Source organism: Pseudomonas sp. JV245A (assembly GCF_032424515.1).
Lineage (GTDB): Bacteria > Pseudomonadota > Gammaproteobacteria > Pseudomonadales > Pseudomonadaceae > Aquipseudomonas > Aquipseudomonas protegens.
Genome location: NZ_VYKE01000001.1, coordinates 105,039 through 128,328 on the forward strand (window position 1 = coordinate 105,039; position 23,290 = coordinate 128,328).

Sequence of the window (23,290 nt, forward strand, 5' to 3'; positions counted from 1 at the left end):
ATGAAATGGATGAACTGATGTACAGCCTTGAAGACCTGCTCCACCTCATGGCGCGCCTGCGCGACCCGCAGTACGGCTGCCCGTGGGACATCAAGCAGAACTACGCCAGCATCGTCCCCCATACCCTGGAAGAGGCCTATGAAGTGGCCGACGCCATCGAGCGCGGCGACTTCGACCACTTGCAGGGCGAGCTGGGGGACCTGCTGTTCCAGGTGGTGTACTACAGCCAGCTGGCCCGGGAGGAGGGGCGTTTCGAGTTCGACGCGGTGGTGGACGGCATCACGCGCAAGCTGATCCGCCGGCATCCCCATGTATTTCCCACCGGGGACCTGTACGCGCCGCTGGACATCCCGCGGCTCGATGAAGACCAGGTCAAGGAGCACTGGGAGCAGATCAAGGCCGAGGAGCGCGCGGAGAAGTCCGAGGCTCCCCAGCAGTTGTCCCTGCTCGATGATGTGCCGGTGGCCTTGCCGGCCTTGTCCCGCGCCGCCAAGTTGCAAAAGCGTGCGGCCCAGGTCGGTTTCGACTGGCCCGAAGCCCTGCCGGTGGTGGACAAGGTTCGTGAAGAACTGGATGAAGTGCTGGAAGCCATGGCCGACAACGATGCGGCGGCGATCACCGATGAAATCGGCGACTTGCTGTTTGTCGTGGTCAACCTGGCCCGGCACCTCAAGGTCGACCCGGAAACTGCCCTGCGCGGTGCCAACGCCAAGTTCGACCGACGCTTCCGATTTATCGAGCAGGCATTGCGCGACACTGCCCGTCCCATGGAAGATTGCACCCTCGAAGAGTTGGATGCCCTGTGGGGCGAAGCCAAACGTCAGGAAAAGAATTTGCCCAGCTGCGGCTGAGGCCGTTGCCTAAGTGAGTAAGCACCATGAGCCTTTCCCTTCGCGACCAGTTGCTCAAAGCAGGGCTGGTCAACCAAAAGCAGGCCAAGCAGGTCAGCAAAGACAAGCAGAAGCAGCAGCGCCTGGCCCACAAAGGCCAGATCGAACTCGATGACTCCCAGCAGCGTGCGGCCCAGGAAGCCATGGCCGAGAAGGTCAAGCGCGACCAGGAGCTCAACCGTCAGCAACAGGAAAAGGCCGAGCAGAAAGCCCGCGCGGCGCAGGTCAAGCAACTGATCGAAGTGTCGCGGCTGCCCAAGCTGAACACCGAGGACTACTACAACTTCGTCGACGACAAGAAGGTCAAGCGCCTGTCGGTGAATACCCTCATGCGCAACAAGCTGAGCAGCGGCTCCCTGGCCATCGTCCACCATGGCGGCGGCTACGAGGTGATTCCGCGGGAAGCCGCGCTGAAGATCCAGGAGCGCGACCCGCGCCGTATCGTGCAGCTCAATACGCCCACCGAGGCGCCGGATGAAGATGATCCGTACGCGGCCTACCAGATCCCCGACGATCTGATGTGGTAAGCCTTGAATAACGACAAACCCCGCTCATGGCGGGGTTTGTCGTTTGTGGGGGAGGCCGTTGATCCGCGTGGAGATCCCGGCACTCCGGCACTGAGGTCGAGTCAGGAGCTCTGGGGCGCGCGGTTCTGCTCGAGTTTTTCCAATTCAGCCTTGTAGCTGTGGGCGTCGCTCTCGGAGTGGAACATGCCCACCAGCATGTCTTGTTGATGTACATCCCAGATCCGTACACCCGCGGCTACGCCTTCATGGGACATATGTGAATCGTCGCGTTCAGTTACTTTTACAGTCATCTGCTAGCTCCAATCTCTGTTGATCTGCAGCAAGGCGTGTGCAGGACTCTGTTATATATTTTGTTAGCTTGCTAAGTAAATTGCCTGGCGCTGCAACAAACCTTTGCAGAATCGAAGAAAATCCTGCAGCCCGCGTAAACCGTGACATTTCGCCGCAGGGCGTACCGCTTCATGACAAAAGTTTCATCTTCGAGGGCTTGTGCCGGGGCTTGCTGTGCGGGCGGGGAGCCAAATCCCGGGCAAAAAAAAGCCCCGCTTTCGCGAGGCTTCGTGACTGCTGCGGCTCAGCTGCCTTTGACCGTCTTGCCGTCAACGGTGCCGTTGAGGAGCATGATGTTGTACTCCTTGCCGTCGGTTTCCACCTGTTGCAGGCGCACCAGCAGGTAATCCCAGTCCTTGGCGAACCACATCACGGTGATGCGTTTGCTCTGTGTCGGGTCGCGAACGCGCTCGACCTTGATCGCATCGATCTGGCCAGCCTTGGTGTCAACCTTCTCCGAGCCCAGGACACGGAAGTCATAGGTGTCGACTTCACCGCCGTCGACCACTTGATAGCTCATGGTCTTCTTGCCGGCTGCCACATCGTGCTGCAGGGCCAGCTGGTAGGTGGATTTATCCACCATGCCGGTGTTCAGCGGCAGCTTGACCGCATCACCACGGTCGGTGCCGGTGACCATCTTGGCTTTCCAGTCGAAATCCAGGTCGGCTTTCTTGGCTTTGCCCAGACCACCACGCTCGAAGCGATAGGACTGGGGCACCAGGGTGTCCTTGTCCAGGGTCAGGGTGCTTTCCTCGCTCAGGCTGGCGATCATCATCGATGCCTTGAAGCTGAGTTTCCACGCACCATTGGCGGTTTTTTCCAGGCTGCGTTCAGCAGTGCCGCTCATGGGCAGTTGCTTCCAGTCGGCGGTGTAGCTGGCGGAGAACGGGTGAAGGTCTGCCGCCTGCACAGCCGGCAGGGCGAACAGAGCGCAAGCGAAGAGCAGGGCGCGACGCATAAAATCTCCTAGGTTCGAATCAAATAGCCGCTGGCGGCCAGTAATTGACCATCCAGTAAAGCACCCTGATCGCCGAGCGTCAGCCGACCTTCGGCAAACCAGCGTACGGCCATGGGGTAAATCCGGTGTTCCTGGACGTGCACTCGCTGCGCCAGGCTCTGCGGCGAGTCGTGCAACTCTACCGGGATCACAGCCTGTACGACCAGAGGGCCGCCATCGAGTTCCTCGGTGACGAAGTGCACGCTGCAGCCATGCTCCGTATCTCCGGCCTCCAGCGCCCGCTGATGAGTGTGTAACCCTTTGTATTTCGGGAGCAGCGAGGGGTGGATATTCAGCAGCCGGCCCTGGTAGTGGCGGACGAACCCGGCGCTGAGAATACGCATGAATCCGGCCAGGACCACCAGTTTGGGTTGGAAGGTATCGATCAGCTCGATCAGCCCCTGATCGAAGGCCTCCCGGCCTTCGAAGGCGGTGTGATCGAGGAAGCGGGTAGCGATACCCGCGTCCTTGGCGCGCTGCAGGCCATAGGCGTCAGCGCGGTTGGAGATCACGGCGGCGATGCGCACCGGGCTGTCGCCGGTGTGCACGCTGTCGATCAAGGCTTGCAGGTTACTGCCGGTGCCGGACAACAGCACCACAACATCACAGGTCGGCGACATCCGCTCTTGCATCAGTGAGCCTTGAGGTTCTTCAGCTCGACCTGGGCCGCGCCTTCGGCTGCGGTGGCGATCTGGCCGATGACCCATGGCTGCTCGCCCGCCTCGCGCAGGACCTTCAGGGCGTTCTCGACCTGATCCTGGGCCACGCAGATGACCATGCCCACGCCGCAGTTCAGCACGCGGTGCATTTCGTGCTCGTCGACGTTGCCTTTTTCCTGCAGCCAGTCGAAGACCGCCGGGCGCTGCCAGCTCGCCACGTCGACCACGGCCTGGGCGCCTTTTGGCAGCACACGCGGGATGTTGTCCAGCAGGCCGCCACCGGTGATGTGGGCCATGGCCTTGACCGCGCCGGTGTCCTTGATCAGCTTCAGCAGTGGCTTGACGTAGATGCGGGTCGGCGCCATCAGCAGGTCGGTCAGTGGTTTGCCGTCCAGCTGGATGCTTTCGATGTCGGCGCCGGAGACTTCGATGATCTTGCGGATCAGCGAGTAGCCATTGGAGTGCGGGCCGGAGGAGGGCAGGGCCAGCAGGGCATCGCCGGCGGCAACTTTCGAGCCGTCGATGATCTCGGCCTTTTCCACCACGCCTACGCAGAAGCCGGCCAGGTCGTAGTCTTCGCCTTCGTACATACCGGGCATTTCAGCGGTTTCGCCGCCCACCAGGGAGCAGCCGGACAGCTCGCAGCCAGCGCCGATGCCGGTTACCACTTGGGCTGCGGTATCGACGTTGAGCTTGCCGGTGGCGTAGTAGTCGAGAAAGAACAGCGGTTCGGCGCCGCAGACCACCAGGTCGTTGACGCACATGGCCACCAGGTCGATGCCGATGCTGTCGTGCTTGTTCAGGTTCAGGGCCAGGCGCAGCTTGGTGCCGACGCCGTCAGTGCCGGAGACCAGCACCGGTTGCTTGTAGCCGGCCGGGATTTCGCAGAGGGCGCCGAAACCGCCCAGGCCGCCCATGACTTCCGGGCGCGCAGTGCGCTTGGCGACGCTCTTGATGCGTTCGACCAATGCTTCACCGGCGTCGATGTCTACACCGGCGTCTTTGTAGCTCAGGGAGGGTTGCTTGCTCATGATCCAGGCCTTTAGGGGGGATTCAGGGGTATCGACCGAACCAGTGAGACTGCCGGAAACACAGGAAAAGCGTTTCTGGGTGCCCAGCTGATGCCGGTCTGCGAAGGCGCGCGATTTTATCAGGCTTGAGGGGCAGCGGCCATCCTCGGGCCGACGGGGAGAGGCATATCCTGTTAAAAAAACCGCGATTGGTCGTGTTGGTGCTCCTGCCCATGCCTGTATAAGGTATAGCGCTCAAGTGGCTATCGTTATGACAGCGCGAAAACTATCGGGCGCCGGGTGAATGTTTTGCCCAGGCTTGTGGTCACAGCCTTGCTCGCCGCGGTTCAAGTGCGCTGTTTCAATCGTTTTCTGTCGTCGGGAATCTTCCATGCGTCTGGGTAAATTTCTGTTTGTGGGCTGTTTGTCATTGGTCAGCCTGGCGAGTCATGCCGAAACCCTCAATGGCCTGTATCAAGTGCGTGAGCCTGTGAGCAGCCAGTCGCCCGAAGAGCGCGACCAGGCCACGCAGCGGGCCCTGGAAACCCTGGTGCTGCGCCTCACTGGCGACGCCAAGGCCGCCCAGGGACCAGGGCTGGCGGCGATCCGCAAGGACCCGCAGCAGATCATCAGTCAGTACGGCTACGACGCCGGCCCGCCGGAAAGCCTGCAGGTGGATTTCGATCCGGTCACCACCGATCGCGCCCTGCGTCAGGCCGGGCTATCGCTCTGGGGCAACAACCGGCCGTCGATCATCGGCTGGTGGCTGAGTGATTCCACCGAAGGCTCGAGCCTGGTGGGTGATGGCCAGGCCAGCGCGGCGCCCTTGCGGCGTGCGGCTCAACATCGTGGCTTGCCCCTGCGCCTGCCGCTGGGGGATCTGAACGAGCAGATCGTCGCCACGGCGCCGAATCTTGAAGGTTCCGATCCGGCGCCGCTGCGTGAAGCCTCCGAGCGTTACGGTGCTGATGCGTTGCTGGCGGTACATGCCCGGGAAGAAGGTGGCCAATGGCAAGCCAAGTGGCGGCTGTGGCTGGGCGATCAGAAGGAGCAGGGCACTGTCCAGGGCGCCGATACCGCGGCCCTGGCCGATGGGGTGTTGCTGGCGGTGAGCCAGCGTCTGGCGCCCCGTTTCGTCACTCGTCCTGGTGCTTCCAGCGAGCAGTTGCTGGAAGTGCAGGGCATGACTCTGGAGCATTACGCGGCCCTTGGGCACTTGCTGGAGCCTTTTGGTGCGCAGTTGCAGAGCGTTGACGGTGATCGGATCGTCTATCGCGTCAACGGCAGTGCGGAGCAGCTGCGGGCGCAACTGTCGCTGGCCAAGCTGCAAGAGATTCCGGCGGGTGAAGCGCCTGCGCCGCAAGCTCCTGTACAAGGCGCTGAAGGGACCGCCCCGGTGGCGCCGCAGGCCCAACTGCGTTTTCGTTGGTAGCAGATTGTTTCCTTCTATATAGAAGCTGGAGAGGTATATGGCTGATACGCGTCGTTGGGTCTGGTTGGGTGTCGTGCTCCTGGCCTGCGGGTTCGTCTACCTGCTGCACCCGATCCTCAGTCCGTTCCTGGTGGCGCTGTTGCTGGCCTACCTGTTCGATCCGCTGGTGGACCGGCTGGAGCAATGGGGGTTGTCGCGGACCTGGGGCGTGGTGGCGGTATTCGCCCTGTTCACCCTGATCGTCATGACCCTGCTGCTGGTGCTGGTGCCCATGCTGGCCAAGCAGTTGGTGCGGCTCTATGAACTGGCGCCGCAGATGCTCGATTGGGTCCAGCACAGCGCCATGCCCTGGGTGCAGTCCAAGCTCGGTCTGGCGGACGGCTTCTGGAAGTTCGACAAGGTCAAGGCGGCCATCAGCGAGCACATGGGCCAGACCACCGATATCGTCGGCGTGGTGCTGAGCCAGGCAACGGCTTCGGGCCTGGCGCTGATTGGCTGGCTGGCCAATCTGGTGCTGATCCCGGTGGTCAGCTTCTATCTGCTGCGGGACTGGGACTTGATGATGGCCAAGATCCGCAGCCTGTTGCCACGCAGCCGCGAAGAGCAGGTGGTGTCTCTGGCCGGGGAGTGCCATGAAGTGCTGGGGGCTTTTGTTCGCGGGCAATTGCTGGTGATGCTGGCTCTCGGGGTGATCTACGCCGCGGGCCTGATGCTGGTGGGGCTGGAGCTGGGGCTGTTGATCGGTCTGATTGCCGGTCTGGCGGCAATCGTGCCGTATATGGGCTTTGTCATCGGCATTGGCGCGGCGCTGATTGCCGGGCTGTTCCAGTTCGGTGGCGACCTCTATCCGATGATCGGCATTGTCGCGGTATTCATGGTGGGGCAAGCCCTTGAGGGCATGGTGCTGACGCCGTTGCTGGTGGGCGATCGCATCGGCCTGCACCCGGTGGCGGTGATCTTTGCCATTCTTGCCGGCGGCGAACTGTTCGGTTTTACCGGGGTGCTGCTGGCGCTGCCGGTGGCAGCGGTGATCATGGTGCTGGTGCGCCATGTGCATGATCTGTACAAGGATTCGGATCTCTACAGCGGTGCTGAAGACCCCGAGTTGTAAAGGGGCGCGCGGGCCTTCGTGACGGTTGGCGGCGCTTGGCCGGCCGTCACGGTAGCTGTCAAGGAGCGCCCTTCGATTGCGTTTGGCTGTCGCAAACCTTTGATTTTGCTTGTGGTCTGCTGCATTGTGCGCTCGGCGTCACGGGTATAAACTTTGCAAACTTTACACAGAGGCCACTAACGGTTCCTTTGGAACTGTTCAGTCAGCATGAAACCGATTCAGCTGCCCCTAGGTGTGCGTCTGCGTGATGACGCCACCTTCATCAACTACTACCCAGGCGCCAATGCCGCAGCACTCGGCTACGTCGAGCGCCTCTGCGAAGCCGACGCCGGTTGGACCGAAAGCCTGATCTACCTCTGGGGCAAGGATGGCGTGGGCCGCACGCACTTGCTGCAGGCCGCGTGCCTGCGTTTCGAGCAGTTGGGGGAGCCGGCGGTGTATCTGCCGCTGGCGGAGCTTCTGGATCGCGGTATCGAGATTCTCGACAACCTGGAACAGTACGAGCTGGTCTGCCTGGATGACCTGCAGGCAGTGGCTGGCAAGGCGGATTGGGAAGAAGCGCTGTTTCATCTGTTCAACCGCTTGCGCGACAGTGGTCGGCGCCTGTTGATCGCGGCCTCGACCTCGCCTCGCGAGTTGCCGGTGAAGCTGGCGGATTTGAAGTCTCGCTTGACCCTGGCGCTGATCTTTCAGATGCGCCCGCTCTCCGACGAAGACAAATTGCGTGCCTTGCAGCTAAGGGCATCCCGCCGGGGGCTGCATCTGACCGACGAGGTCGGGCATTTCATCCTGACCCGCGGTACCCGCAGCATGAGTGCCCTGTTCGAGCTTCTCGAGCGCCTCGACCAGGCTTCGTTGCAGGCCCAGCGCAAGCTGACCATCCCTTTTCTGAAAGAGACCCTGGGCTGGTAAAGACAAGGCGTCCAGGGCTTTCTGGAGCAACCTTCGGCATATTCCAGGCGCCAGAAAACGCACCTTTGGAAGGGTTTCCAGAGGTGGGCGGACTTAAAATGGGCTTAAAGCCTTAGATGTACGGAAGAAACTCATAAGTCACATTCTGATCGATTGAATTTGCAAATGAGGGCGATAGAAGGCATAGTCGCGTCTTCTTTTATTTCAAGCCACGGTCGTGCCCATGCTAAATCGCTTCGCACCCCTCGTGCCTCTCGCACTCGTCACCCTGTTGTTTGGTTGCGCCTCCCACACTCCGGTGTCCCAGCAGCAACCTGTCCAGCAGGCTCAAGTCTCCGTCAAAAACCAGTCTTCCGCTGTTTATCAGGAAGAGCTGGCAACTGAAAAGGAACTGGCAGAGTTCTCTGACAGCAAGCCTTACCAGTTGCCAGTTCTGGCTGACAGCATCCTCGAGCGCGGCATGTCCCTGATCGGTACCCGTTACCGTTTCGGCGGTACCTCGGAAGCCGGCTTCGATTGCAGCGGTTTCATCGGTTATCTGTTTCGTGAAGAGGCGGGCATGAACCTGCCGCGTTCCACTCGCGAAATGATCAACGTGAAAGCGCCTCTGGTAGCGCGCAACAATCTCAAGCCGGGTGATCTGCTGTTCTTCAGCACCAACGGCCGTGGGCGCGTCAGCCACGCAGGTATCTACCTGGGCGATGACCAGTTCATCCACTCCAGCAGCCGTCGCAGTGGCGGTGTGCGGGTCGACAGCCTGGGCGATAGCTACTGGAGCAAGACCTTCATCGAAGCCAAGCGCGCACTTGCCATGGCTCCAACCGTGGTCACTGCACGCAAATAAGCGGACTATTTGTAGGGCGAAGTTAAAGTCTTACTTGAAGTTTGGCGTGTAGGCGCTAGAATCCTGATCTATTGTTGAAACTAACCGCGTAAGCCTTGCTTACGCGGTTTTGTTTTCAGTGCCACGGCAGAGAAAGCCGCATCCCGATCAGGATTGTCCAGCTTATGTCGACCTCAGCCCGTTTTGCTCTTATTGCCCTCGCAGCGCTGCTCAGCGCCTGTGCCAGCCGTACCCCGCCGCCTGCGCCTGTGGTGCGTGCTCCGGTGTTCAACTCCTCCCAAACCTTCTCTCCGGTTGCCGAAGACGTGCTGTTCCGCGCCCTTGGGCTGGTGGGCACGCCTTATCGCTGGGGCGGCAACACCCCGGATTCCGGTTTCGACTGCAGTGGCCTGATCGGTTACGTCTACCGCGATGCGGCGGGTATTTCCCTGCCGCGTTCAACCCGGGAAATGATCGGCATGCAGGCGCCGGATGTGGGCAAGAACGCGCTGCAGGCCGGCGATCTGATCTTCTTCGCCACCAATGGCGGCTCCCAGGTCAGCCATGCGGGCATCTACGTGGGGGAAGGGCGCTTCGTGCATGCGCCGGCTACCGGCGGCACGGTGAAGCTCGACAGCCTGTCCAAGGCCTATTGGCAGAAGGCCTACCTGAGCGCGAAGCGCGTCCTGCAGCCAGAACACCTGGCGCGCAATCCCTAATCTTCTCTGGTCGAGGTGCCTGTGACCGCTCGGACGCTGAACCTCGACGATGCCCTCTACCATTACCTGCTGGACGTTTCCCTGCGTGAAACGCCCCTGCTGCGTCGTCTGCGGGATGAAACCCAGGCAATGCCCACCGCCCGTTGGCAGGTGGCGCCCGAGCAGGGCCAGTTCCTCGCGTTGCTGGTGAAGTTGACCGGCGCCCGTCGCGTGCTGGAGGTCGGCACCTTCACCGGCTACAGCGCCCTGTGCATGGCCCAGGCGCTGCCTGAAGACGGTTCTCTGATCTGCTGCGACATTCCCGGCGACTACAACGCTACGGCCCTGCGCTACTGGCAGGAGGCGGGGGTGGGCCAGCGCATCGAACTGCGCCTGGCCCCGGCCCTGGATACCCTGGCCAGCCTGGAGCGAGCGGGGCAGCTTGGTTGTTTCGACCTGATCTTCATCGATGCCGACAAGGCCAACTACCCGGCCTACCTGGAGGCCGCGCTAGGCCTGCTGCGCGTTGGCGGGCTGCTGGTGTTCGACAACACCCTGTGGAGCGGGCGCGTGCTGGAGACCGATTCCCTGAGCGAGGATACCCGAGCCATCCAGGCGCTCAATCGCGCCTTGAAGGATGACTCGCGTATCGATCTGTCGCTGCTGCCGCTGGGAGATGGTCTGACGCTGTGCCGCAAGCGTTGAGCCTAGGGGACTTTGGCGGCGGACACTCGCCAGATCTTGTTGCCGACATCGTCGGCCACCAATAACCCGCCTTGCTGGTCGATCACCACTCCGACCGGGCGTCCCATGGCTTTCTCGTCGGCATTGATAAAGCCGCTAAGCACATCGATCGGCGCTCCATTGGGCTTGCCGGCGCTGAATGGCACGAAAATCACCTTGTAGCCGCTATGGGGTTTGCGGTTCCAGGAACCGTGCTGGCCGATGAAGGCGCCTTCGGTGAAGGGGGCGGGGAGCTTGCTGCCGTCGGCGAAGGTCAGCCCCAGCGACGCGGTGTGCGGGCCTACCGCGTAGTCCGGGGCGATGGCCTTGGCCACCAGGTCGAGGTTCTGCGGCTTGACCCGTACATCCACATGTTGCCCGTAGTAGCTGAAGGGCCAGCCATAGAACGCGCCATCCTTGACCGAGGTGATGTAGTCCGGCACCAGGTCGCTGCCGATTTCGTCCCGCTCGTTGACTGCGGTCCAGAGTGCGCCGCTGGCCGGCTCCCAGGCCAGGCCATTGGGGTTGCGCAGGCCGGTGGCGAACAGGCGGTGCTGGCCGCTTTCACGGTCCACCTCCCAGATCGCCGCTCGGCCTTGCTCCTTGTCCAGGCCGTTTTCGCCGACGTTGCTGTTGGAGCCCACGGTGACGTAGAGCTTGCTGCCGTCCTTGCTGGCGATAACGTTCTTGGTCCAGTGATGGTTGAGGGTGCCGCCGGGCAGGTCGACCACCTTGGTGGCGGCTGCGCTGATCTGGGTGTCGCCGCTCTGATAGGGAAAGCGCAGTAGCTTGTCGGTATCGGCCACATACAGGTCATTGCCCACCAGGGTCATGCCAAAGGGCGAATTGAGGTTCTCCAGAAACACTGTGCGGGTCTCCGCCACACCATCGTGATCCTGGTCCCTTAGCAGGGTGATGCGGTTGGCGCTGGGCACGGCCGCCCCGGCACGGCCCATGATCTTGCCGGCGATCCAGCCGCGAATGCCCTGGCTGTCATCCGGTTTGGGCGGGGCGTTGGTTTCCGCCACCAGCACATCGCCATTGGGCAGGACGTAGAGCCAGCGTGGATGGTCGAGGTTCTCGGCGAAAGCCTTGACCTGGGTGCCGGCCGCGGCCTGGGGTTTTGCACCTTGCGGCCAGCCGATGGCGGGGGCGATGTTGACCGTGGGGATCAGCGTCGGGTTAGGTTCTGGCAGCTTGGGGTTGGGGCCGGTGCCGTCGGATACCTGCAGGCTGGAAGTTTCGCCGCAGGCGGCGAGGCCGGCGGCGATGGCGATCAGTAGGCTGTGCTGAAGCTTGAGCATGCGAATTTCCCTATGAGTGCACGGACGTCGTAGTCATAGAGAAGCATAGCCAGTCGATGGTTCCGCCCGATCAGCGGGCCTCCTTGAAGAGCACGGCGACGCCCGGGTGGTAGTGGCCGGCCTCGTTGTGCAGCTTGCGATAGGCATAGGGGAAGTACCAGGCCACGGCGCAGCAGTGCTCCTTCTGCAGTTCGTCGAGCATGTCCTGGAGTTCTTCCGGGGTAGCGCTGTGCTGGGATTTTTGTGGGGCAACGAACAGGCAACCCAGTCTCAGGTCGCTGGCGTAGCTGATCTTTCTTGCGTCCTGGGCAACGTCCAGCAGTGCCTGGGTCAGGTTCAGGCTGTTGACCCTTGGCCAGCGCTGGGTGGCGTGGATGTAGGCGCGCTCTTCCTTGGTGGCCAGGTACAGGTCGGTGCGGGCGTTGCGCGCACCTTCTTCCTGCTGTTTCCTGCTGGGGCTGTGTTCCAGGCTGACCATCTCGGCCATCCAGGCCGACGCGCTGAGCAGCCCGAGATTGGCCTGCTCGTCGAACCAGTAGGGCGTTTCGTTATCGCCGCGAACCGCGTTGTAACGATCGATGCAATCGAACCAGCGTTCCAGCATCGGGCGCAGGAATTCTAGCTTCGGATTGCTGATGATCATGCCTTGCATCGAACTCACCCCTTATTGTTGTGTGGTTGGCGCCTGGGGCGCTGAAAAGTGGCTATTTGATATCATTGCTCTGAGTGTGGCACAAGATTGGCGTCAGTTTATTGATGCAGTGCAGTTTTGTGCCGGGGGCGACGGCCGGCTTTAATTGACGCTCCACCCCCAACCCTCTAACCTTCGCGACTTGTTTCAGGTGCTCTGTGGCCGGTGGCCGACAGAGTGAAACAGGGAAGCCGGTCAGGGTCTGTTCCAGTGATGGAGCCGACGACGATTCCGGCGCTGCCCCCGCAACGGTAGATGAGTCAAGACTGCGCCTGACGCCACTGTGTCAATGACACGGGAAGGCGCGCAGTCCGGCAGCCATGCCGCTCATGAGCCCGGAGACCGGCCTGATCCATCCAACGGCATCACGGTGGGCGATGCCAGGCTAGCGCCGTCTGTTCCTTTTCCCTGCCCCCCGTTCCCCAGCCCCAACGGAGAGCTGCCCCATGAGTGAATCCCCCGATCGTGACGAGCGCCATCTGGCGCGCATGTTGCGCAAAAAAGCCGTGATCGATGAACGCATTGCCAACTCGCCCAACGAATGCGGCCTGCTGCTGGTATTGACCGGCAACGGCAAGGGCAAGAGCAGCTCGGCCTTCGGCATGCTGGCGCGGTCCATGGGCCACGGCATGCAGTGTGGCGTGGTGCAGTTCATCAAGGGGCGTAACAGCACCGGCGAAGAACTGTTCTTCCGGCGTTTCCCCGAGCAGGTGCGCTTTCACGTGATGGGGGAAGGCTTTACCTGGGAAACCCAGGATCGCCAGCGCGATATTGCTGCTGCTGAAGCCGCCTGGGCGGTTTCCAGGGAGTTGCTGAGCAACCCGGATATTGGCCTGGTGGTGCTCGACGAGCTGAACATTGCCCTCAAGCACGGCTACCTGGACCTGGATCAGGTGCTCAGTGACCTGCAGGCACGTCCGCCCATGCAGCATGTGGTAGTGACCGGTCGCGGCGCCAAGCCGGAGATGATCGAGCTGGCCGATACCGTGACCGAGATGGGCATGGTCAAGCACGCCTTCCAGGCCGGGATCAAGGCGCAGAAAGGTGTCGAGCTGTGAGCGTGAATTCATGACTGATGTTCGTCATTGCCCGGCAGTGTTGATCGCCGCACCGGCTTCCGGCCAGGGCAAGACCACGGTGACCGCGGCCCTTGCCCGCTTGCACCGCAACCGGGGGCGCAAGGTCCGGGTCTTCAAGTGCGGCCCGGATTTCCTCGACCCGATGATTCTTGAGCGCGCCAGTGGTGCCGCGGTGTACCAGTTGGACATGTGGATGGTGGGCGAGCAGGAAAGCCGCCGTCTGCTCTGGGAGGCGGCGGGAGAGGCCGACCTGATTCTGATCGAGGGGGTCATGGGCCTGTTCGATGGCACCCCTTCCAGCGCCGATCTGGCGCGGCATTTCGGCGTGCCGGTGCTGGGGGTGATCGATGGCACCGCCATGGCCCAGACCTTCGGCGCCCTGGCTCTGGGCCTGGCGCGCTACCAGCCGGACCTGCCGTTTGCCGGGGTGCTGGCCAACCGGGTTGGTACCCTGCGCCATGCGCAGTTGCTGGAAGGCAGCCTGACGGAAGGCTTGCGCTGGTATGGCGCCTTGTCCCGGGAAACCGATATCGAGCTGCCCAGCCGCCATCTGGGGCTGGTGCAGGCCAGCGAGCTGAATGATCTGGACCTGCGCCTGGATGCCGCCGCCGAGGCCCTGGCCAGCAGTTGCCAGGTGGAACTGCCGCCAGCGGTGAGTTTTGCTGCACCCACGCCGGTGGCTTGCGCGCCACTGCTCAAGGGCGTGCGGATTGCCGTGGCGCGGGACGAGGCGTTTGCCTTCACCTATGGCGCCAGCCTCGATCTGTTGCGAGCCATGGGGGCGCAGTTGAGCTTCTTCTCGCCGATCCACGATACCCAGCTGCCCGACGCGGACAGCCTGTACCTGCCCGGCGGCTATCCCGAATTGCACCATCAGGCCCTGGCCCGCAACAGCAGCATGCTGCAGGCCATTCGTGCCCATCACGCGGCCGGCAAGCCGCTGCTCGCCGAGTGCGGCGGCATGCTCTACCTGCTGGACTCCCTGACCGATGTCGAAGGCCAGCGTGCCGAGCTCCTGGGCCTGCTGCCCGGAGATGCGGTAATGCAGAAGCGCCTGGCGGCACTGGCCTTGCAGGCGGTGGATTTGCCCGAAGGCAGTCTGCGCGGCCACACCTATCACCATTCCCTGACCAGCACCGAGCTGCTGCCCATCGCTCGTGGGCTCAGCCCCAACGGCGGGCGCGGCGCGGAAGCGGTGTATCGCCAGGGGCGGATGACGGCCTCTTACGTGCACTTCTATTTCCCGTCCAATCCGGCGGCGGTGGCGGCGTTGTTTGCGCCGGGCGCGCCTGTTCAGCCGGTTTTAGCCGAGGGCGTGGCGGGTGAGTGAGCAGGGGTTCTCTGAGGCGCAGCGCGAGGGGGTCTACCGGGCCATCGCCGAGCGCCGCGACATGCGTCATTTCGCGGGTGGCAGTGTCGAGCCGGCAGTGCTGCGGCGCTTGCTGGAAGCAGCGCATCAGGCGCCCAGTGTCGGCTTGATGCAGCCCTGGCGTTTTATTCGCATCAGCGACCGGCTGTTGCGCAAGCACATCCAGCAGTTGGTGGAGGCGGAGCGGGTGCGCACCGCCCAAGCCCTGGGTGAGCGTTCCGACGAGTTCATGAAGCTCAAGGTCGAAGGCATCAACGATTGTGCCGAGGTGCTGGTGGCCGCCTTGATGGATGACCGCGAACGACACATCTTCGGCCGTCGGACCCTGCCGGAGATGGACCTGGCGTCCCTGTCCTGCGCCATCCAGAACCTGTGGCTGGCAGCCCGCAGCGAAGGCCTTGGAATGGGGTGGGTGTCTTTGTTCGATCCTCAGGCCCTGGCCGATCTGCTGGGGCTGCCGGCAGGTGCCAAGCCCGTGGCCGTGCTGTGCCTGGGCCCGGTCACCGAATTCTACCCGGCGCCGATGCTGGCACTGGAAGGCTGGGCGCAACCGCGGCCGCTGAGTGAGTTGTTGTATGAGAATTACTGGGGAGTGAGTCAATGAGTGTGGCCTTGCTGAGTGTCGCCGGGGTCGCGCTGGATGCGCTGCTGGGCGAACCCAGGCGCTGGCATCCGCTGGTGGCGTTCGGCCGTGTGGCCGATCGTATCGAGCAACGTTTCAACTCCGCCGGCCGTGGCTGGCGCAGCCATGGCGTCACCGCCTGGGTGCTGGCGGTGGTGCCCCTGACCCTGGTGGCCACAGCGCTGTCCTGGTTGCCCTACGTCGGCTGGCTGGTGGAAATCCTGGCGTTGTACTGCGCCTTGGGCCTGCGCAGCCTCGGCGAGCATGTGGAGCCGGTGGCCCAGGCGTTGCGCAGTGACGATCTGGAAGAAGCGCGCCGCCGGGTGGGGTTTCTGGTGAGTCGCCAGACCAGCGAGCTGGACGCCACCGAAGTGGCCCGCGCGGCCACCGAATCGGTGCTGGAAAACGGCAGCGATGCGGTGTTCGCCGCGCTGTTCTGGTTTGCCGTGGCCGGCGCGCCCGGGGTGGTGCTCTACCGTCTGAGCAATACCCTGGATGCGATGTGGGGCTACCGCAACGAGCGCTTCGAACGTTTTGGCTGGGCTGCGGCGAAGATTGACGACCTGCTCAATTACATTCCCGCGCGCCTGGTGGCCCTGACTTACGCCTTGCTGGGCAAGACCCGGCTGGCACTCAAGTGCTGGCACCGCCAGGGCCCGACCTGGGACAGCCCGAATGCTGGCCCGGTGATGGCGGCCGGGGCGGGCGCCCTGGGAGTGGAGCTGGGTGGCGCAGCGATTTATCACGGTGAGCTGCATCAGCGCCCGCAACTGGGTGAAGGCGAGCCGGCCAGTGCCGGTTCCATTGATCGTGGCTGGCAGCTGGTGCAGCGGGGTGTCTGGCTGTGGCTGCTGATTCTTTGCCTGGGGGCTGAATTCTATGCTTGAGCACGGCGGACGACTGCGCAAGGCGGCCGAGCAATACGGGATTGCCGAAGATGCCTGGCTGGACTTGTCCAGCGGGTTGGCGCCCTGGCCGTTTCCCCTGCCGCCCATTGCGCTGCGTGCCTGGGCGCGCCTGCCGGAAACCGATGACGGACTGGAACAGGCGGCCCGCGAATACTATGGCGCCAGTGAAGTGCTGCCGGTGGCCGGCTCCCAGGCAGCAATCCAGTTGCTGCCGCGCTTGCGTCGAGCGGGCAAGGTCGGTGTGCTGTCGCCCTGTTATGCCGAGCACGCCGAAGCCTGGCGCCGCAGCGGCTACCGGGTACGCGAAGTGCTGGAGCAGGAAGTGGATTTCTTCCTCGACAGCCTCGATGTGCTGGTGGTGGTCAACCCGAACAACCCTACCGGCCTGAGCCTGACCCCGGAGCGCCTGCTGGACTGGCACGCGCGCCTGGCTCAGCGCGGCGGCTGGCTGGTGGTGGACGAAGCCTTCATGGACAACACCTCGCACCTGAGCCTGGCTCGCCACGCCCATCAGGTGGGGCTGATTGTGTTGCGTTCGTTCGGCAAGTTCTTTGGCCTGGCCGGAGTACGTCTGGGTTTTGTCCTGGCCGAGCGCCGGCTGCTCAAACTGCTGGCGGAGCAGGTCGGACCCTGGGCGGTCAGCGGGCCGACCCGGGTGGTGGGGCAGGCCTGCCTGCGCGATACCCAGGGGCACGCCCGGCAAAGGTTGCGCAGCGAAGCGGCGAGCGAGCGTCTGGTTGAAGTCCTCGAGCGCCATGGTCTCAAGCCCCAGGGCGGTTGCGCGCTGTTTCAGTGGCTGATCAGTGCCGAGGCCGAATCGCTTTATCACTTCATGGCGCGCCGCGGCATTCTCCTGCGGCTGTTCACTCATAACAGCAGTCTGCGCTTCGGCCTGCCCGCCGAGGAGGCCGATTGGGATCGCCTGGAACAGGCGCTGCAGGCCTATCGCAAGGAATATCCATGAGCACTCTGATGGTTCAAGGCACCACCTCGGATGCCGGCAAGAGCACCCTGGTGACGGCCCTGTGCCGTTGGCTGCGGCGCCAGGGTGTCAGCGTGGTGCCGTTCAAGCCCCAGAACATGGCCCTCAACAGTGCGGTGACTGCCGATGGCGGCGAGATCGGCAGGGCCCAGGCCGTCCAGGCCCAGGCGGCCAATCTGGCGCCCCACACCGACATGAACCCGGTGCTGCTCAAGCCCAACAGTGATACCGGCTCTCAGGTAATCATTCACGGCCGCGCCGTGACCAGCATGAACGCCGTGGCCTATCACGACTACAAGGCCATCGCCATGCAGGCCGTACTGGCTTCCCATGAGCGCCTGAAAAGCGCTTATCAGGTGGTGATGGTGGAAGGTGCCGGCTCGCCGGCGGAGATCAACCTGCGGGCCGGCGATATTGCCAACATGGGCTTTGCCGAGGCGGTGGACTGCCCGGTGCTGCTGATCGCCGACATCAACCGCGGTGGGGTCTTCGCCCATTTGGTGGGCACCCTGGAACTGCTGTCTCCCAGTGAGCAGGCTCGTGTAAAGGGCTTCATCATCAACCGCTTTCGTGGCGACCTGGCGTTGCTGCAACCGGGCCTGGACTGGCTGCAAGCCCGTACCGGCAAGCCGGTGATCGGCGTGCTGCCCTATGTCCTGGACCTGCACCTGGAAGCCGAGGACGGTATCGACCAACGCCAGGTGGGCAAGGTCGAACAGTTGCTCAAGGTGGTGGTGCCGGTGCTGCCGCGCATCAGCAATCACACGGATTTCGATCCGTTGCGCCTGCATCCTCAGGTCGACTTGCAATTCATCGGCCCCGGCCAGGCGATTCCTGCTGCCGATCTGATCATCCTCCCCGGCTCGAAAAGCGTACGGGGCGATCTGGCCTACCTGTGCAGCAACGGCTGGGATCGGGCGATTGCCCGCCACCTGCGCTACGGCGGCAAAGTGCTGGGCATCTGCGGTGGCCTGCAAATGCTTGGCGAGCAGGTGCATGACCCGCTCGGGCTCGAAGGCGCTGCGGGCTCCAGCCCCGGCCTGGGCCTGCTGGCATTTGAAACCGTGCTCGAAGAAGAGAAACAGCTGCGTAACGTCAGCGGTCGCCTGAGCCTGGAGAATGCCGCGGTCAGTGGTTATGAAATTCACGCCGGGGTCACTCGCGGGCCGGCCCTGGAGCTGGCCGCCGTGCAACTGGACGACGGTCGCAGCGATGGCGCCTGCAGCGCCGACGGGCAGATCCTCGGCACCTACCTGCACGGTCTGTTCGAAACCCCTGCGGCCTGCAGTGCGCTGTTGCGCTGGGCCGGGCTCGAAGCGGTGCAGGAGGTGGATTACCACGCCTTGCGTGAACGCGATATCGAGCGTCTGGCAGACCTGGTGGAGCATCACCTGGACACCGCTGCACTGCGTCGGCTCTGTGGCCTTTGAGCGCTCAACCCAGGCCGTCTTCCCTATCAGAGGTGCCCAAGCATGTTGCAACTGATCCTCGGCGGTGCCCGGTCCGGCAAGAGCCGCCTCGCTGAAAAGCTCGCCGGTGACAGCGCCCTGGCGGTGACCTACATCGCCACCAGCCAGCCTCTGGATGGCGAGATGAATCAACGCATTGCCCATCATCGCGATCGGCGTCCGGCCCATTGGGGCTTGATCGAGGAGCCGCTGGAGCTGGCCCGGGTGCTGCAGGAATCTGCCGGCGAAGGGCGCTGCCTGCTGGTGGACTGCCTGACCCTGTGGTTGACCAACCTGCTGATGCTCGAGGACCCCGAGCGCCTGGCCGCCGAACGCGAGGCCTTGTTGCATTGCGTGGCGAGCTTGCCGGGGGAGATCATTTTTGTCAGCAACGAAACCGGAATGGGTGTCGTGCCGCTGGGCGAATTGACTCGCCGCTATGTGGATGAAGCCGGTTGGCTGCATCAAGCCCTGGCCGAGCGTTGTCAGCGAGTGGTGCTGACGGTCGCCGGCCTGCCCCTGACTTTGAAAGGAACTGCGTTATGAGTAACTCCTGGTGGCTGGAACCCTGCAAGGCAATCGACACCCAGATGGTCGAGCAGGCCCTGGCGCGTCAGCAGCAACTGACCAAGCCGGCCGGCTCTCTCGGGCGCCTGGAGCCACTGGCGGTACGCCTGGCGGGCCTGCAAGGACGGCTCAAGCCCGGCATCGAGCGGCTATGGATCGCCATCTTCGCCGGTGACCATGGGGTGGTGGCCGAGGGCGTTTCCGCCTACCCGCAGGAAGTCACCGGGCAGATGTTGTTGAACTTCGTCAGCGGCGGAGCGGCCATCAGCGTGCTGGCCCGGCAACTGCAGGCGCAACTGGAGGTGGTGGATCTGGGCACAGTGACGCCAGGCTTGAACCTGCCGGGGGTGCGCCACCTGAACCTGGGGGCCGGTACGCAGAATTTTGTCCAGGAGCCGGCGATGACCCCTGCACAGGGCGAGCAGGCCCTGCAAGCCGGCCGCGACAGCGCGCTGCGGGCTCATGCCGACGGCGCCCAGCTGTTTATCGGCGGTGAAATGGGCATCGGCAATACCACCGCAGCCAGTGCCATTGCCTGTGCCCTGCTGGGTATTCCAGTGGCACAACTGGCCGGGCCGGGCACCGGCCTGAATGCCGAGGGGGTCAATCACAAGGCGCAGGTTATCGAGCGTGCCCTGGCGCTGCACGATGCCTCTCGCGGCGATGCCTTGCAGACCTTGTTCAACCTGGGTGGCTTTGAAGTGGCGGCGCTGGTGGGGGCTTACCTGGCGTGTGCCCAGGAGGGCATTGCGGTGCTGGTGGACGGTTTCATCTGCAGCGTCGCCGCGTTGGTGGCGGTGCGTCTGAATCCGGCCTGCGCGCCCTGGTTGCTGTTCGCCCACCAGGGCGCCGAGCCCGGGCACCGGCATGTGCTGCAGACCCTGCAAGCCGAACCCTTGCTGGACCTGGGCCTGCGCTTGGGTGAAGGCAGCGGCGCCGCCCTGGCAGTGCCGTTGCTGCGGCTGGCCTGTGACCTGCACGGGCAGATGGCGACTTTCGCCGAAGCAGCGGTGGCGGATCGTCCGGCATGACCTTGTACCTGGACCTGTTGCGCCACGGTGAAACCGAACTGGGTGGTGGCCTGCGCGGCAGCCTGGACGATGCGTTGACTGCAACGGGCTGGCAACAGATGCGCGAAGCCGTCCAGGGGCGGGGCCCCTGGGACCGGGTACTGAGTTCGCCATTGCAGCGCTGTGCGCGTTTCGCCCAAGAGCTGGCGGAGCGGTTGCAGTTGCCGCTGAGCCTCGAGCCTGATCTCCAGGAACTGCACTTTGGTGCCTGGGAAGGGCAGAGCGCGGCGGCGCTGATGGAAACCGACGCCGATGATCTGGGGCGTTTCTGGGCCGATCCCTATGCATTCACCCCGCCTGGGGGCGAGCCGGTAGAGCTGTTCTCCCTGCGGGTGCTGGGGGCGATAGAGCGCTTGTACCAGGCCTGCGCCGGGCAGCGTGTGCTGCTGGTCAGCCATGGCGGGGTCATGCGCCTGCTGCTGGCCCGGGCTCGAGGGCTGCCGCGCCAGCAGTTGTTGAACGTTGAAGTGGGTCATGGCGCGCTGTTTCGTCTGCAGGTCGCCAGCGAAGGCCGGATGAGCGAGGAGGGCTGAGATGTTGCCGTTCTGGATTGCCTTGCAGTTTCTCAGCAGCCTGCCGGTCCGCCTGCCGGGCATGCCTCGGCCTGAAGAGCTGGGCCGCTCGCTGTTGTTCTATCCGTTGGTGGGGCTGCTGTTCGGCGTGCTGTTGTGGGTGCTGAATGCCATGCTGGGCGGTGTTCCCCTGTTGCTGCATGCGGCCTTGCTGTTGACCGCCTGGGTCCTGCTCAGCGGTGGTCTGCACCTGGATGGCCTGGCGGACAGTGCCGATGCCTGGCTGGGAGGCTTTGGCGATCGAGAGCGGACCCTGAGCATCATGAAGGACCCCCGTAGTGGTCCGATCGCCGTGGTGACCCTGGTGCTGGTGCTGCTGCTCAAGTTCACCGCCCTGGTGGCGCTGATCGAACAGCAGCAGGGCTTTGCCTTGTTGCTGGCGCCGCTGATCGGTCGCGGGGCATTGCTGGGCCTGTTTCTCTGCACGCCTTATGTGCGTGCCGGTGGGCTGGGGCAGGCGCTGGCTGACCACCTGCCACGTGTGGCCGGGCGGCAAGTGCTGGGCTTGAGCGTGCTGGCCTGTTTGCTGCTGGGGGGCTACAGCGGGTTATGGGCAGTGCTGCTGGCCGCTGTGCTGTTCTTCTGGCTGCGGCAAGTGATGATGCGGCGCCTGGGTGGTACCACTGGAGACACTGCCGGGGCTGTGCTTGAACTGTTGGAAACTGCCGTATTGCTCGGGGTGGCGCTGCTTTGAGTGGAGCACGGGATTGACGATTTTCATGAAAAATCTTGCCTTGGAATAATCACGGGTATATACACGCATCATGCTTCCCTCTCAGTGTTTGTGCACCAACCTGCGTCGCGCCGCCCGTGGCGTCAGCAGGTACTACGACGGCGCCCTTGATGGCTTCGGGATCAACGTTGCCCAGTATTCTCTGCTGAACAACCTGTTGCGCCTTGATCAGCCAAGCATTTCCAGCCTGGCGGAAGCCATGGGGCTGGATCGCAGCACGCTCGGGCGCAATGTGCGGGTCCTGGAAGCAGCAGGGCTGGTGCGCCTGCAGGAAGGCGACGATCAGCGAAACCGGCTGGTGCTGTTGACCGAGGCCGGGCATGAGCGGCTGGTGGCGGCCTTGCCTGCGTGGGAAGCGGCTCAGCAGCGGTTGATCGATCGCCTGGGTGTGGAAAAGCGTGAAACCTTGTTGGCCTTGCTGAACGAACTGTCTTGAGCGCCTTTCGTTCGACTATAAGCGGGTATATACCCGTAACTGGAGAATAAAAATGTCATCGATGTGGCGTACCAGCGGCTGGGTGCTTCTCGGCAGCGCATTGATCCTGGCCTTGTCGCTGGGGATCCGGCATGGCTTCGGCCTGTTCCTGCCGCCCATGAGCGCGCAGTTTGGCTGGGGGCGCGAAGTCTTCGCCTTCGCCATTGCCCTGCAGAACCTGATCTGGGGGCTGGCCCAGCCTTTTACCGGAGCCTTGGCCGATCGTTTTGGTGCGGCGAAAGTGGTACTGGTGGGTGGCGTGCTGTACGCGGTCGGGCTGGTGTTCATGGGGCTGTCGGATTCGGCCCTGACCCTGTCCCTGAGTGCCGGGCTGCTGATCGGCATAGGTCTGTCGGGTACGTCCTTCTCGGTAATTCTCGGTGTTGTCGGCCGCGCCTTGCCGCCGGAAAAACGCAGCATGGGCATGGGGATTGCCAGTGCGGCAGGTTCCTTCGGCCAATTTGCCATGCTCCCCGGAACCCTGGGGCTGATCGGCTGGCTGGGCTGGTCTACGGCGCTGCTGGTGCTGGGCTTGCTGGTGGCCTTGATCGTGCCATTGGTGAGCATGCTCAAGGACAAACCGCTGCCGGCGCTGGGGCATGAGCAGAGCCTCATGGAGGCCTTGCGTGAAGCCTGTTCCCATTCAGGGTTCTGGCTGTTGGCATTCGGCTTTTTCGTCTGTGGCTTCCAGGTGGTGTTCATCGGCGTGCACTTGCCGGCGTATCTGGTGGACCAGCACTTGCCGGCGACCGTGGGCACCACGGTGCTGGCCCTGATTGGCCTGTTCAATATCTTTGGTACCTATACCGCCGGCTGGCTGGGTGGGCGGATGTCCAAGCCGCGCCTGCTGACGGGCCTGTATCTGCTACGGGCGGTGGTGATCGGGCTGTTCCTGTGGTTGCCGGTGACTCAGACCAGCGCCTATCTGTTCGGCATGGCCATGGGCTTTCTCTGGCTGTCCACCGTGCCTTTGACCAACGGCACCGTGGCCACCTTGTTTGGCGTGCGCAACCTGTCCATGCTCGGCGGCATTGTGTTCCTGTTCCACCAATTGGGGTCTTTCCTTGGTGGTTGGCTGGGGGGCGTGGTGTATGACCGTACCGGGAGCTACGACTTGATCTGGCAGGTGGCGATTCTCCTTAGTCTGTTGGCGGCGGCACTGAACTGGCCGGTGCGCGAGCGGCCGGTGGCGCGTTTGCAGGCCAGCGCGGCATGAACCGCTGGCTGCTGCGCGGTGCCGGCCTGGGCCTCGGCATTCTATTGTTGCTGCTGGCCTGGTGGGGCTGGCACCGGGGCGGCCTGGCGCTGATGCAGCTGGGCATGGGCGCTTGCTAGGGGAGCGAGGGGGCGAGTAACGT

The 23,290-nt window shown here is 63.4% G+C and carries 27 protein-coding genes and 1 riboswitch; of the genes, 21 read left to right on the forward strand and 6 right to left on the reverse strand.

Going from position 1 to position 23,290, the window contains the following annotated elements:
* Nucleotides 1–17: 17 nt before the first annotated feature.
* Nucleotides 18–851 (forward strand): nucleoside triphosphate pyrophosphohydrolase, encoded by an 834-nt coding sequence (gene mazG / locus F6S12_RS00505; RefSeq protein ID WP_315868653.1) that lies wholly within the window; start codon nt 18–20, stop codon nt 849–851.
* A gap of 26 nt (nt 852–877) precedes the next feature.
* The gene (locus tag F6S12_RS00510; protein ID WP_011062707.1) at nt 878–1,417 is read left to right on the forward strand and encodes a DUF2058 domain-containing protein; all 540 of its coding nucleotides are present in this window, start codon (nt 878–880) and stop codon (nt 1,415–1,417) included.
* Between the two features lie 101 nt (nt 1,418–1,518).
* Here F6S12_RS00510 and F6S12_RS00515 read toward each other — a convergent pair whose 3' ends face one another.
* From F6S12_RS00515 to purM, 4 genes are all read right to left on the reverse strand, one after another.
* Nucleotides 1,519–1,707 carry a hypothetical protein gene (locus tag F6S12_RS00515; protein WP_011062706.1) on the reverse strand — a complete coding sequence of 63 codons (189 nt, stop codon included), beginning with the start codon at nt 1,705–1,707 and terminating at the stop codon, nt 1,519–1,521.
* A gap of 284 nt (nt 1,708–1,991) precedes the next feature.
* On the reverse strand, nt 1,992–2,705 hold the full coding sequence (locus F6S12_RS00520) for a DUF3108 domain-containing protein (protein WP_011062705.1): 714 nt from the start codon (nt 2,703–2,705) through the stop codon (nt 1,992–1,994).
* An 8-nt stretch (nt 2,706–2,713) separates the two neighbouring features.
* The gene (gene purN, locus F6S12_RS00525) at nt 2,714–3,364 is read right to left on the reverse strand and encodes a phosphoribosylglycinamide formyltransferase (RefSeq protein ID WP_011062704.1); all 651 of its coding nucleotides are present in this window, start codon (nt 3,362–3,364) and stop codon (nt 2,714–2,716) included.
* Nucleotides 3,365–3,375: 11 nt separating this feature from the next.
* Entirely contained in the window at nt 3,376–4,434 is a 1,059-nt protein-coding gene (purM, locus tag F6S12_RS00530) for a phosphoribosylformylglycinamidine cyclo-ligase (RefSeq protein WP_011062703.1), read from the reverse strand.
* A 370-nt stretch (nt 4,435–4,804) separates the two neighbouring features.
* On the opposite strand from purM, the gene F6S12_RS00535 reads away from it, so the two are divergent.
* The 6 genes from F6S12_RS00535 (at nt 4,805) to F6S12_RS00560 (ending at nt 10,094) form a co-directional block, all read left to right on the forward strand.
* Nucleotides 4,805–5,845, forward strand: coding sequence for a DUF2066 domain-containing protein (locus F6S12_RS00535; RefSeq protein WP_315868654.1), 1,041 nt, complete (start codon nt 4,805–4,807; stop codon nt 5,843–5,845).
* Between the two features lie 37 nt (nt 5,846–5,882).
* Entirely contained in the window at nt 5,883–6,956 is a 1,074-nt protein-coding gene (locus tag F6S12_RS00540; protein ID WP_011062701.1) for an AI-2E family transporter, read from the forward strand.
* A 207-nt stretch (nt 6,957–7,163) separates the two neighbouring features.
* A complete protein-coding gene (hda, locus tag F6S12_RS00545) occupies nt 7,164–7,868 on the forward strand; it encodes a DnaA regulatory inactivator Hda (protein WP_007898944.1) in 705 nt (234 codons plus the stop codon).
* Between the two features lie 223 nt (nt 7,869–8,091).
* On the forward strand, nt 8,092–8,712 hold the full coding sequence (locus tag F6S12_RS00550) for a C40 family peptidase (RefSeq protein ID WP_015636644.1): 621 nt from the start codon (nt 8,092–8,094) through the stop codon (nt 8,710–8,712).
* A gap of 164 nt (nt 8,713–8,876) precedes the next feature.
* Nucleotides 8,877–9,410, forward strand: coding sequence for a C40 family peptidase (locus F6S12_RS00555; protein WP_315868655.1), 534 nt, complete (start codon nt 8,877–8,879; stop codon nt 9,408–9,410).
* A 21-nt stretch (nt 9,411–9,431) separates the two neighbouring features.
* Nucleotides 9,432–10,094 (forward strand): class I SAM-dependent methyltransferase, encoded by a 663-nt coding sequence (locus tag F6S12_RS00560; RefSeq protein ID WP_065365421.1) that lies wholly within the window; start codon nt 9,432–9,434, stop codon nt 10,092–10,094.
* Between the two features lie 2 nt (nt 10,095–10,096).
* On the opposite strand, the gene F6S12_RS00565 is transcribed toward F6S12_RS00560, so the two are convergent.
* Nucleotides 10,097–11,416, reverse strand: coding sequence for a sorbosone dehydrogenase family protein (locus F6S12_RS00565; protein ID WP_315868656.1), 1,320 nt, complete (start codon nt 11,414–11,416; stop codon nt 10,097–10,099).
* 70 nt (nt 11,417–11,486) lie between these two features.
* On the reverse strand, nt 11,487–12,068 hold the full coding sequence (locus F6S12_RS00570) for a hypothetical protein (RefSeq protein ID WP_011062696.1): 582 nt from the start codon (nt 12,066–12,068) through the stop codon (nt 11,487–11,489).
* A 171-nt stretch (nt 12,069–12,239) separates the two neighbouring features.
* A riboswitch (cobalamin riboswitch) is annotated at nt 12,240–12,473 on the forward strand.
* An 80-nt stretch (nt 12,474–12,553) separates the two neighbouring features.
* Between F6S12_RS00570 and cobO the strand changes: the two genes are divergently transcribed.
* The 13 genes from cobO to F6S12_RS00635 all read left to right on the forward strand — a co-directional run bounded on the left by cobO (nt 12,554) and on the right by F6S12_RS00635 (nt 23,267).
* Complete coding sequence (cobO, locus tag F6S12_RS00575) at nt 12,554–13,165, forward strand: cob(I)yrinic acid a,c-diamide adenosyltransferase (RefSeq protein ID WP_015636640.1); 612 nt, start codon at nt 12,554–12,556, stop codon at nt 13,163–13,165.
* Between the two features lie 10 nt (nt 13,166–13,175).
* Nucleotides 13,176–14,516 carry a cobyrinate a,c-diamide synthase gene (locus F6S12_RS00580; RefSeq protein ID WP_015636639.1) on the forward strand — a complete coding sequence of 447 codons (1,341 nt, stop codon included), beginning with the start codon at nt 13,176–13,178 and terminating at the stop codon, nt 14,514–14,516.
* Nucleotides 14,509–15,159 (forward strand): 5,6-dimethylbenzimidazole synthase, encoded by a 651-nt coding sequence (bluB, locus tag F6S12_RS00585; RefSeq protein WP_015636638.1) that lies wholly within the window; start codon nt 14,509–14,511, stop codon nt 15,157–15,159. Before F6S12_RS00580 ends, bluB begins: the two co-directional genes overlap by 8 nt.
* Entirely contained in the window at nt 15,156–16,064 is a 909-nt protein-coding gene (gene cbiB, locus F6S12_RS00590; RefSeq protein ID WP_015636637.1) for an adenosylcobinamide-phosphate synthase CbiB, read from the forward strand. Before bluB ends, cbiB begins: the two co-directional genes overlap by 4 nt.
* Complete coding sequence (cobD, locus tag F6S12_RS00595) at nt 16,057–17,049, forward strand: threonine-phosphate decarboxylase CobD (RefSeq protein WP_315868657.1); 993 nt, start codon at nt 16,057–16,059, stop codon at nt 17,047–17,049. Before cbiB ends, cobD begins: the two co-directional genes overlap by 8 nt.
* Nucleotides 17,046–18,497 (forward strand): cobyric acid synthase, encoded by a 1,452-nt coding sequence (locus F6S12_RS00600; RefSeq protein ID WP_169892127.1) that lies wholly within the window; start codon nt 17,046–17,048, stop codon nt 18,495–18,497. Before cobD ends, F6S12_RS00600 begins: the two co-directional genes overlap by 4 nt.
* Before the next feature lie 42 nt (nt 18,498–18,539).
* Nucleotides 18,540–19,061, forward strand: coding sequence for a bifunctional adenosylcobinamide kinase/adenosylcobinamide-phosphate guanylyltransferase (cobU, locus tag F6S12_RS00605; protein ID WP_015636635.1), 522 nt, complete (start codon nt 18,540–18,542; stop codon nt 19,059–19,061).
* Nucleotides 19,058–20,113, forward strand: a complete 1,056-nt coding sequence (gene cobT / locus F6S12_RS00610) for a nicotinate-nucleotide--dimethylbenzimidazole phosphoribosyltransferase (RefSeq protein WP_015636634.1) — start codon at nt 19,058–19,060, stop codon at nt 20,111–20,113. Before cobU ends, cobT begins: the two co-directional genes overlap by 4 nt.
* Nucleotides 20,110–20,685 carry an alpha-ribazole phosphatase family protein gene (cobC, locus tag F6S12_RS00615; protein ID WP_015636633.1) on the forward strand — a complete coding sequence of 192 codons (576 nt, stop codon included), beginning with the start codon at nt 20,110–20,112 and terminating at the stop codon, nt 20,683–20,685. The genes cobT and cobC overlap by 4 nt, the downstream gene beginning before the upstream one ends.
* Before the next feature lies 1 nt (nt 20,686).
* The gene (locus F6S12_RS00620; protein WP_015636632.1) at nt 20,687–21,418 is read left to right on the forward strand and encodes an adenosylcobinamide-GDP ribazoletransferase; all 732 of its coding nucleotides are present in this window, start codon (nt 20,687–20,689) and stop codon (nt 21,416–21,418) included.
* 70 nt (nt 21,419–21,488) lie between these two features.
* Complete coding sequence (locus tag F6S12_RS00625; RefSeq protein WP_015636631.1) at nt 21,489–21,893, forward strand: MarR family winged helix-turn-helix transcriptional regulator; 405 nt, start codon at nt 21,489–21,491, stop codon at nt 21,891–21,893.
* 52 nt (nt 21,894–21,945) lie between these two features.
* Entirely contained in the window at nt 21,946–23,148 is a 1,203-nt protein-coding gene (locus F6S12_RS00630) for an MFS transporter (protein ID WP_047337533.1), read from the forward strand.
* Complete coding sequence (locus F6S12_RS00635; protein ID WP_015636629.1) at nt 23,145–23,267, forward strand: hypothetical protein; 123 nt, start codon at nt 23,145–23,147, stop codon at nt 23,265–23,267. Before F6S12_RS00630 ends, F6S12_RS00635 begins: the two co-directional genes overlap by 4 nt.
* Nucleotides 23,268–23,290 lie beyond the last annotated feature (23 nt).

Bases quoted from the DNA above. Each gene is read 5' to 3' on its own strand.
- hda (WP_007898944.1), top strand. From the start codon at position 7,164: ATGAAACCGATTCAGCTGCCCCTAGGTGTGCGTCTGCGTGATGACGCC.
- F6S12_RS00510 (WP_011062707.1), top strand. From the start codon at position 878: ATGAGCCTTTCCCTTCGCGACCAGTTGCTCAAAGCAGGGCTGGTCAAC.
- F6S12_RS00550 (WP_015636644.1), top strand. From the start codon at position 8,092: ATGCTAAATCGCTTCGCACCCCTCGTGCCTCTCGCACTCGTCACCCTG.
- F6S12_RS00515 (WP_011062706.1), bottom strand. From the start codon at position 1,707: ATGACTGTAAAAGTAACTGAACGCGACGATTCACATATGTCCCATGAA.
- cobD (WP_315868657.1), top strand. From the start codon at position 16,057: ATGCTTGAGCACGGCGGACGACTGCGCAAGGCGGCCGAGCAATACGGG.
- F6S12_RS00630 (WP_047337533.1), top strand. From the start codon at position 21,946: ATGTCATCGATGTGGCGTACCAGCGGCTGGGTGCTTCTCGGCAGCGCA.
- cobO (WP_015636640.1), top strand. From the start codon at position 12,554: ATGAGTGAATCCCCCGATCGTGACGAGCGCCATCTGGCGCGCATGTTG.
- F6S12_RS00555 (WP_315868655.1), top strand. From the start codon at position 8,877: ATGTCGACCTCAGCCCGTTTTGCTCTTATTGCCCTCGCAGCGCTGCTC.
- F6S12_RS00565 (WP_315868656.1), bottom strand. From the start codon at position 11,416: ATGCTCAAGCTTCAGCACAGCCTACTGATCGCCATCGCCGCCGGCCTC.
- purM (WP_011062703.1), bottom strand. From the start codon at position 4,434: ATGAGCAAGCAACCCTCCCTGAGCTACAAAGACGCCGGTGTAGACATC.
- cobT (WP_015636634.1), top strand. From the start codon at position 19,058: ATGAGTAACTCCTGGTGGCTGGAACCCTGCAAGGCAATCGACACCCAG.
- F6S12_RS00570 (WP_011062696.1), bottom strand. From the start codon at position 12,068: ATGCAAGGCATGATCATCAGCAATCCGAAGCTAGAATTCCTGCGCCCG.
- purN (WP_011062704.1), bottom strand. From the start codon at position 3,364: ATGTCGCCGACCTGTGATGTTGTGGTGCTGTTGTCCGGCACCGGCAGT.
- mazG (WP_315868653.1), top strand. From the start codon at position 18: ATGTACAGCCTTGAAGACCTGCTCCACCTCATGGCGCGCCTGCGCGAC.
- F6S12_RS00625 (WP_015636631.1), top strand. From the start codon at position 21,489: ATGCTTCCCTCTCAGTGTTTGTGCACCAACCTGCGTCGCGCCGCCCGT.
- F6S12_RS00600 (WP_169892127.1), top strand. From the start codon at position 17,046: ATGAGCACTCTGATGGTTCAAGGCACCACCTCGGATGCCGGCAAGAGC.
- F6S12_RS00580 (WP_015636639.1), top strand. From the start codon at position 13,176: ATGACTGATGTTCGTCATTGCCCGGCAGTGTTGATCGCCGCACCGGCT.
- F6S12_RS00620 (WP_015636632.1), top strand. From the start codon at position 20,687: ATGTTGCCGTTCTGGATTGCCTTGCAGTTTCTCAGCAGCCTGCCGGTC.
- F6S12_RS00535 (WP_315868654.1), top strand. From the start codon at position 4,805: ATGCGTCTGGGTAAATTTCTGTTTGTGGGCTGTTTGTCATTGGTCAGC.
- F6S12_RS00635 (WP_015636629.1), top strand. From the start codon at position 23,145: ATGAACCGCTGGCTGCTGCGCGGTGCCGGCCTGGGCCTCGGCATTCTA.
- F6S12_RS00520 (WP_011062705.1), bottom strand. From the start codon at position 2,705: ATGCGTCGCGCCCTGCTCTTCGCTTGCGCTCTGTTCGCCCTGCCGGCT.
- cobC (WP_015636633.1), top strand. From the start codon at position 20,110: ATGACCTTGTACCTGGACCTGTTGCGCCACGGTGAAACCGAACTGGGT.
- cobU (WP_015636635.1), top strand. From the start codon at position 18,540: ATGTTGCAACTGATCCTCGGCGGTGCCCGGTCCGGCAAGAGCCGCCTC.
- F6S12_RS00540 (WP_011062701.1), top strand. From the start codon at position 5,883: ATGGCTGATACGCGTCGTTGGGTCTGGTTGGGTGTCGTGCTCCTGGCC.
- cbiB (WP_015636637.1), top strand. From the start codon at position 15,156: ATGAGTGTGGCCTTGCTGAGTGTCGCCGGGGTCGCGCTGGATGCGCTG.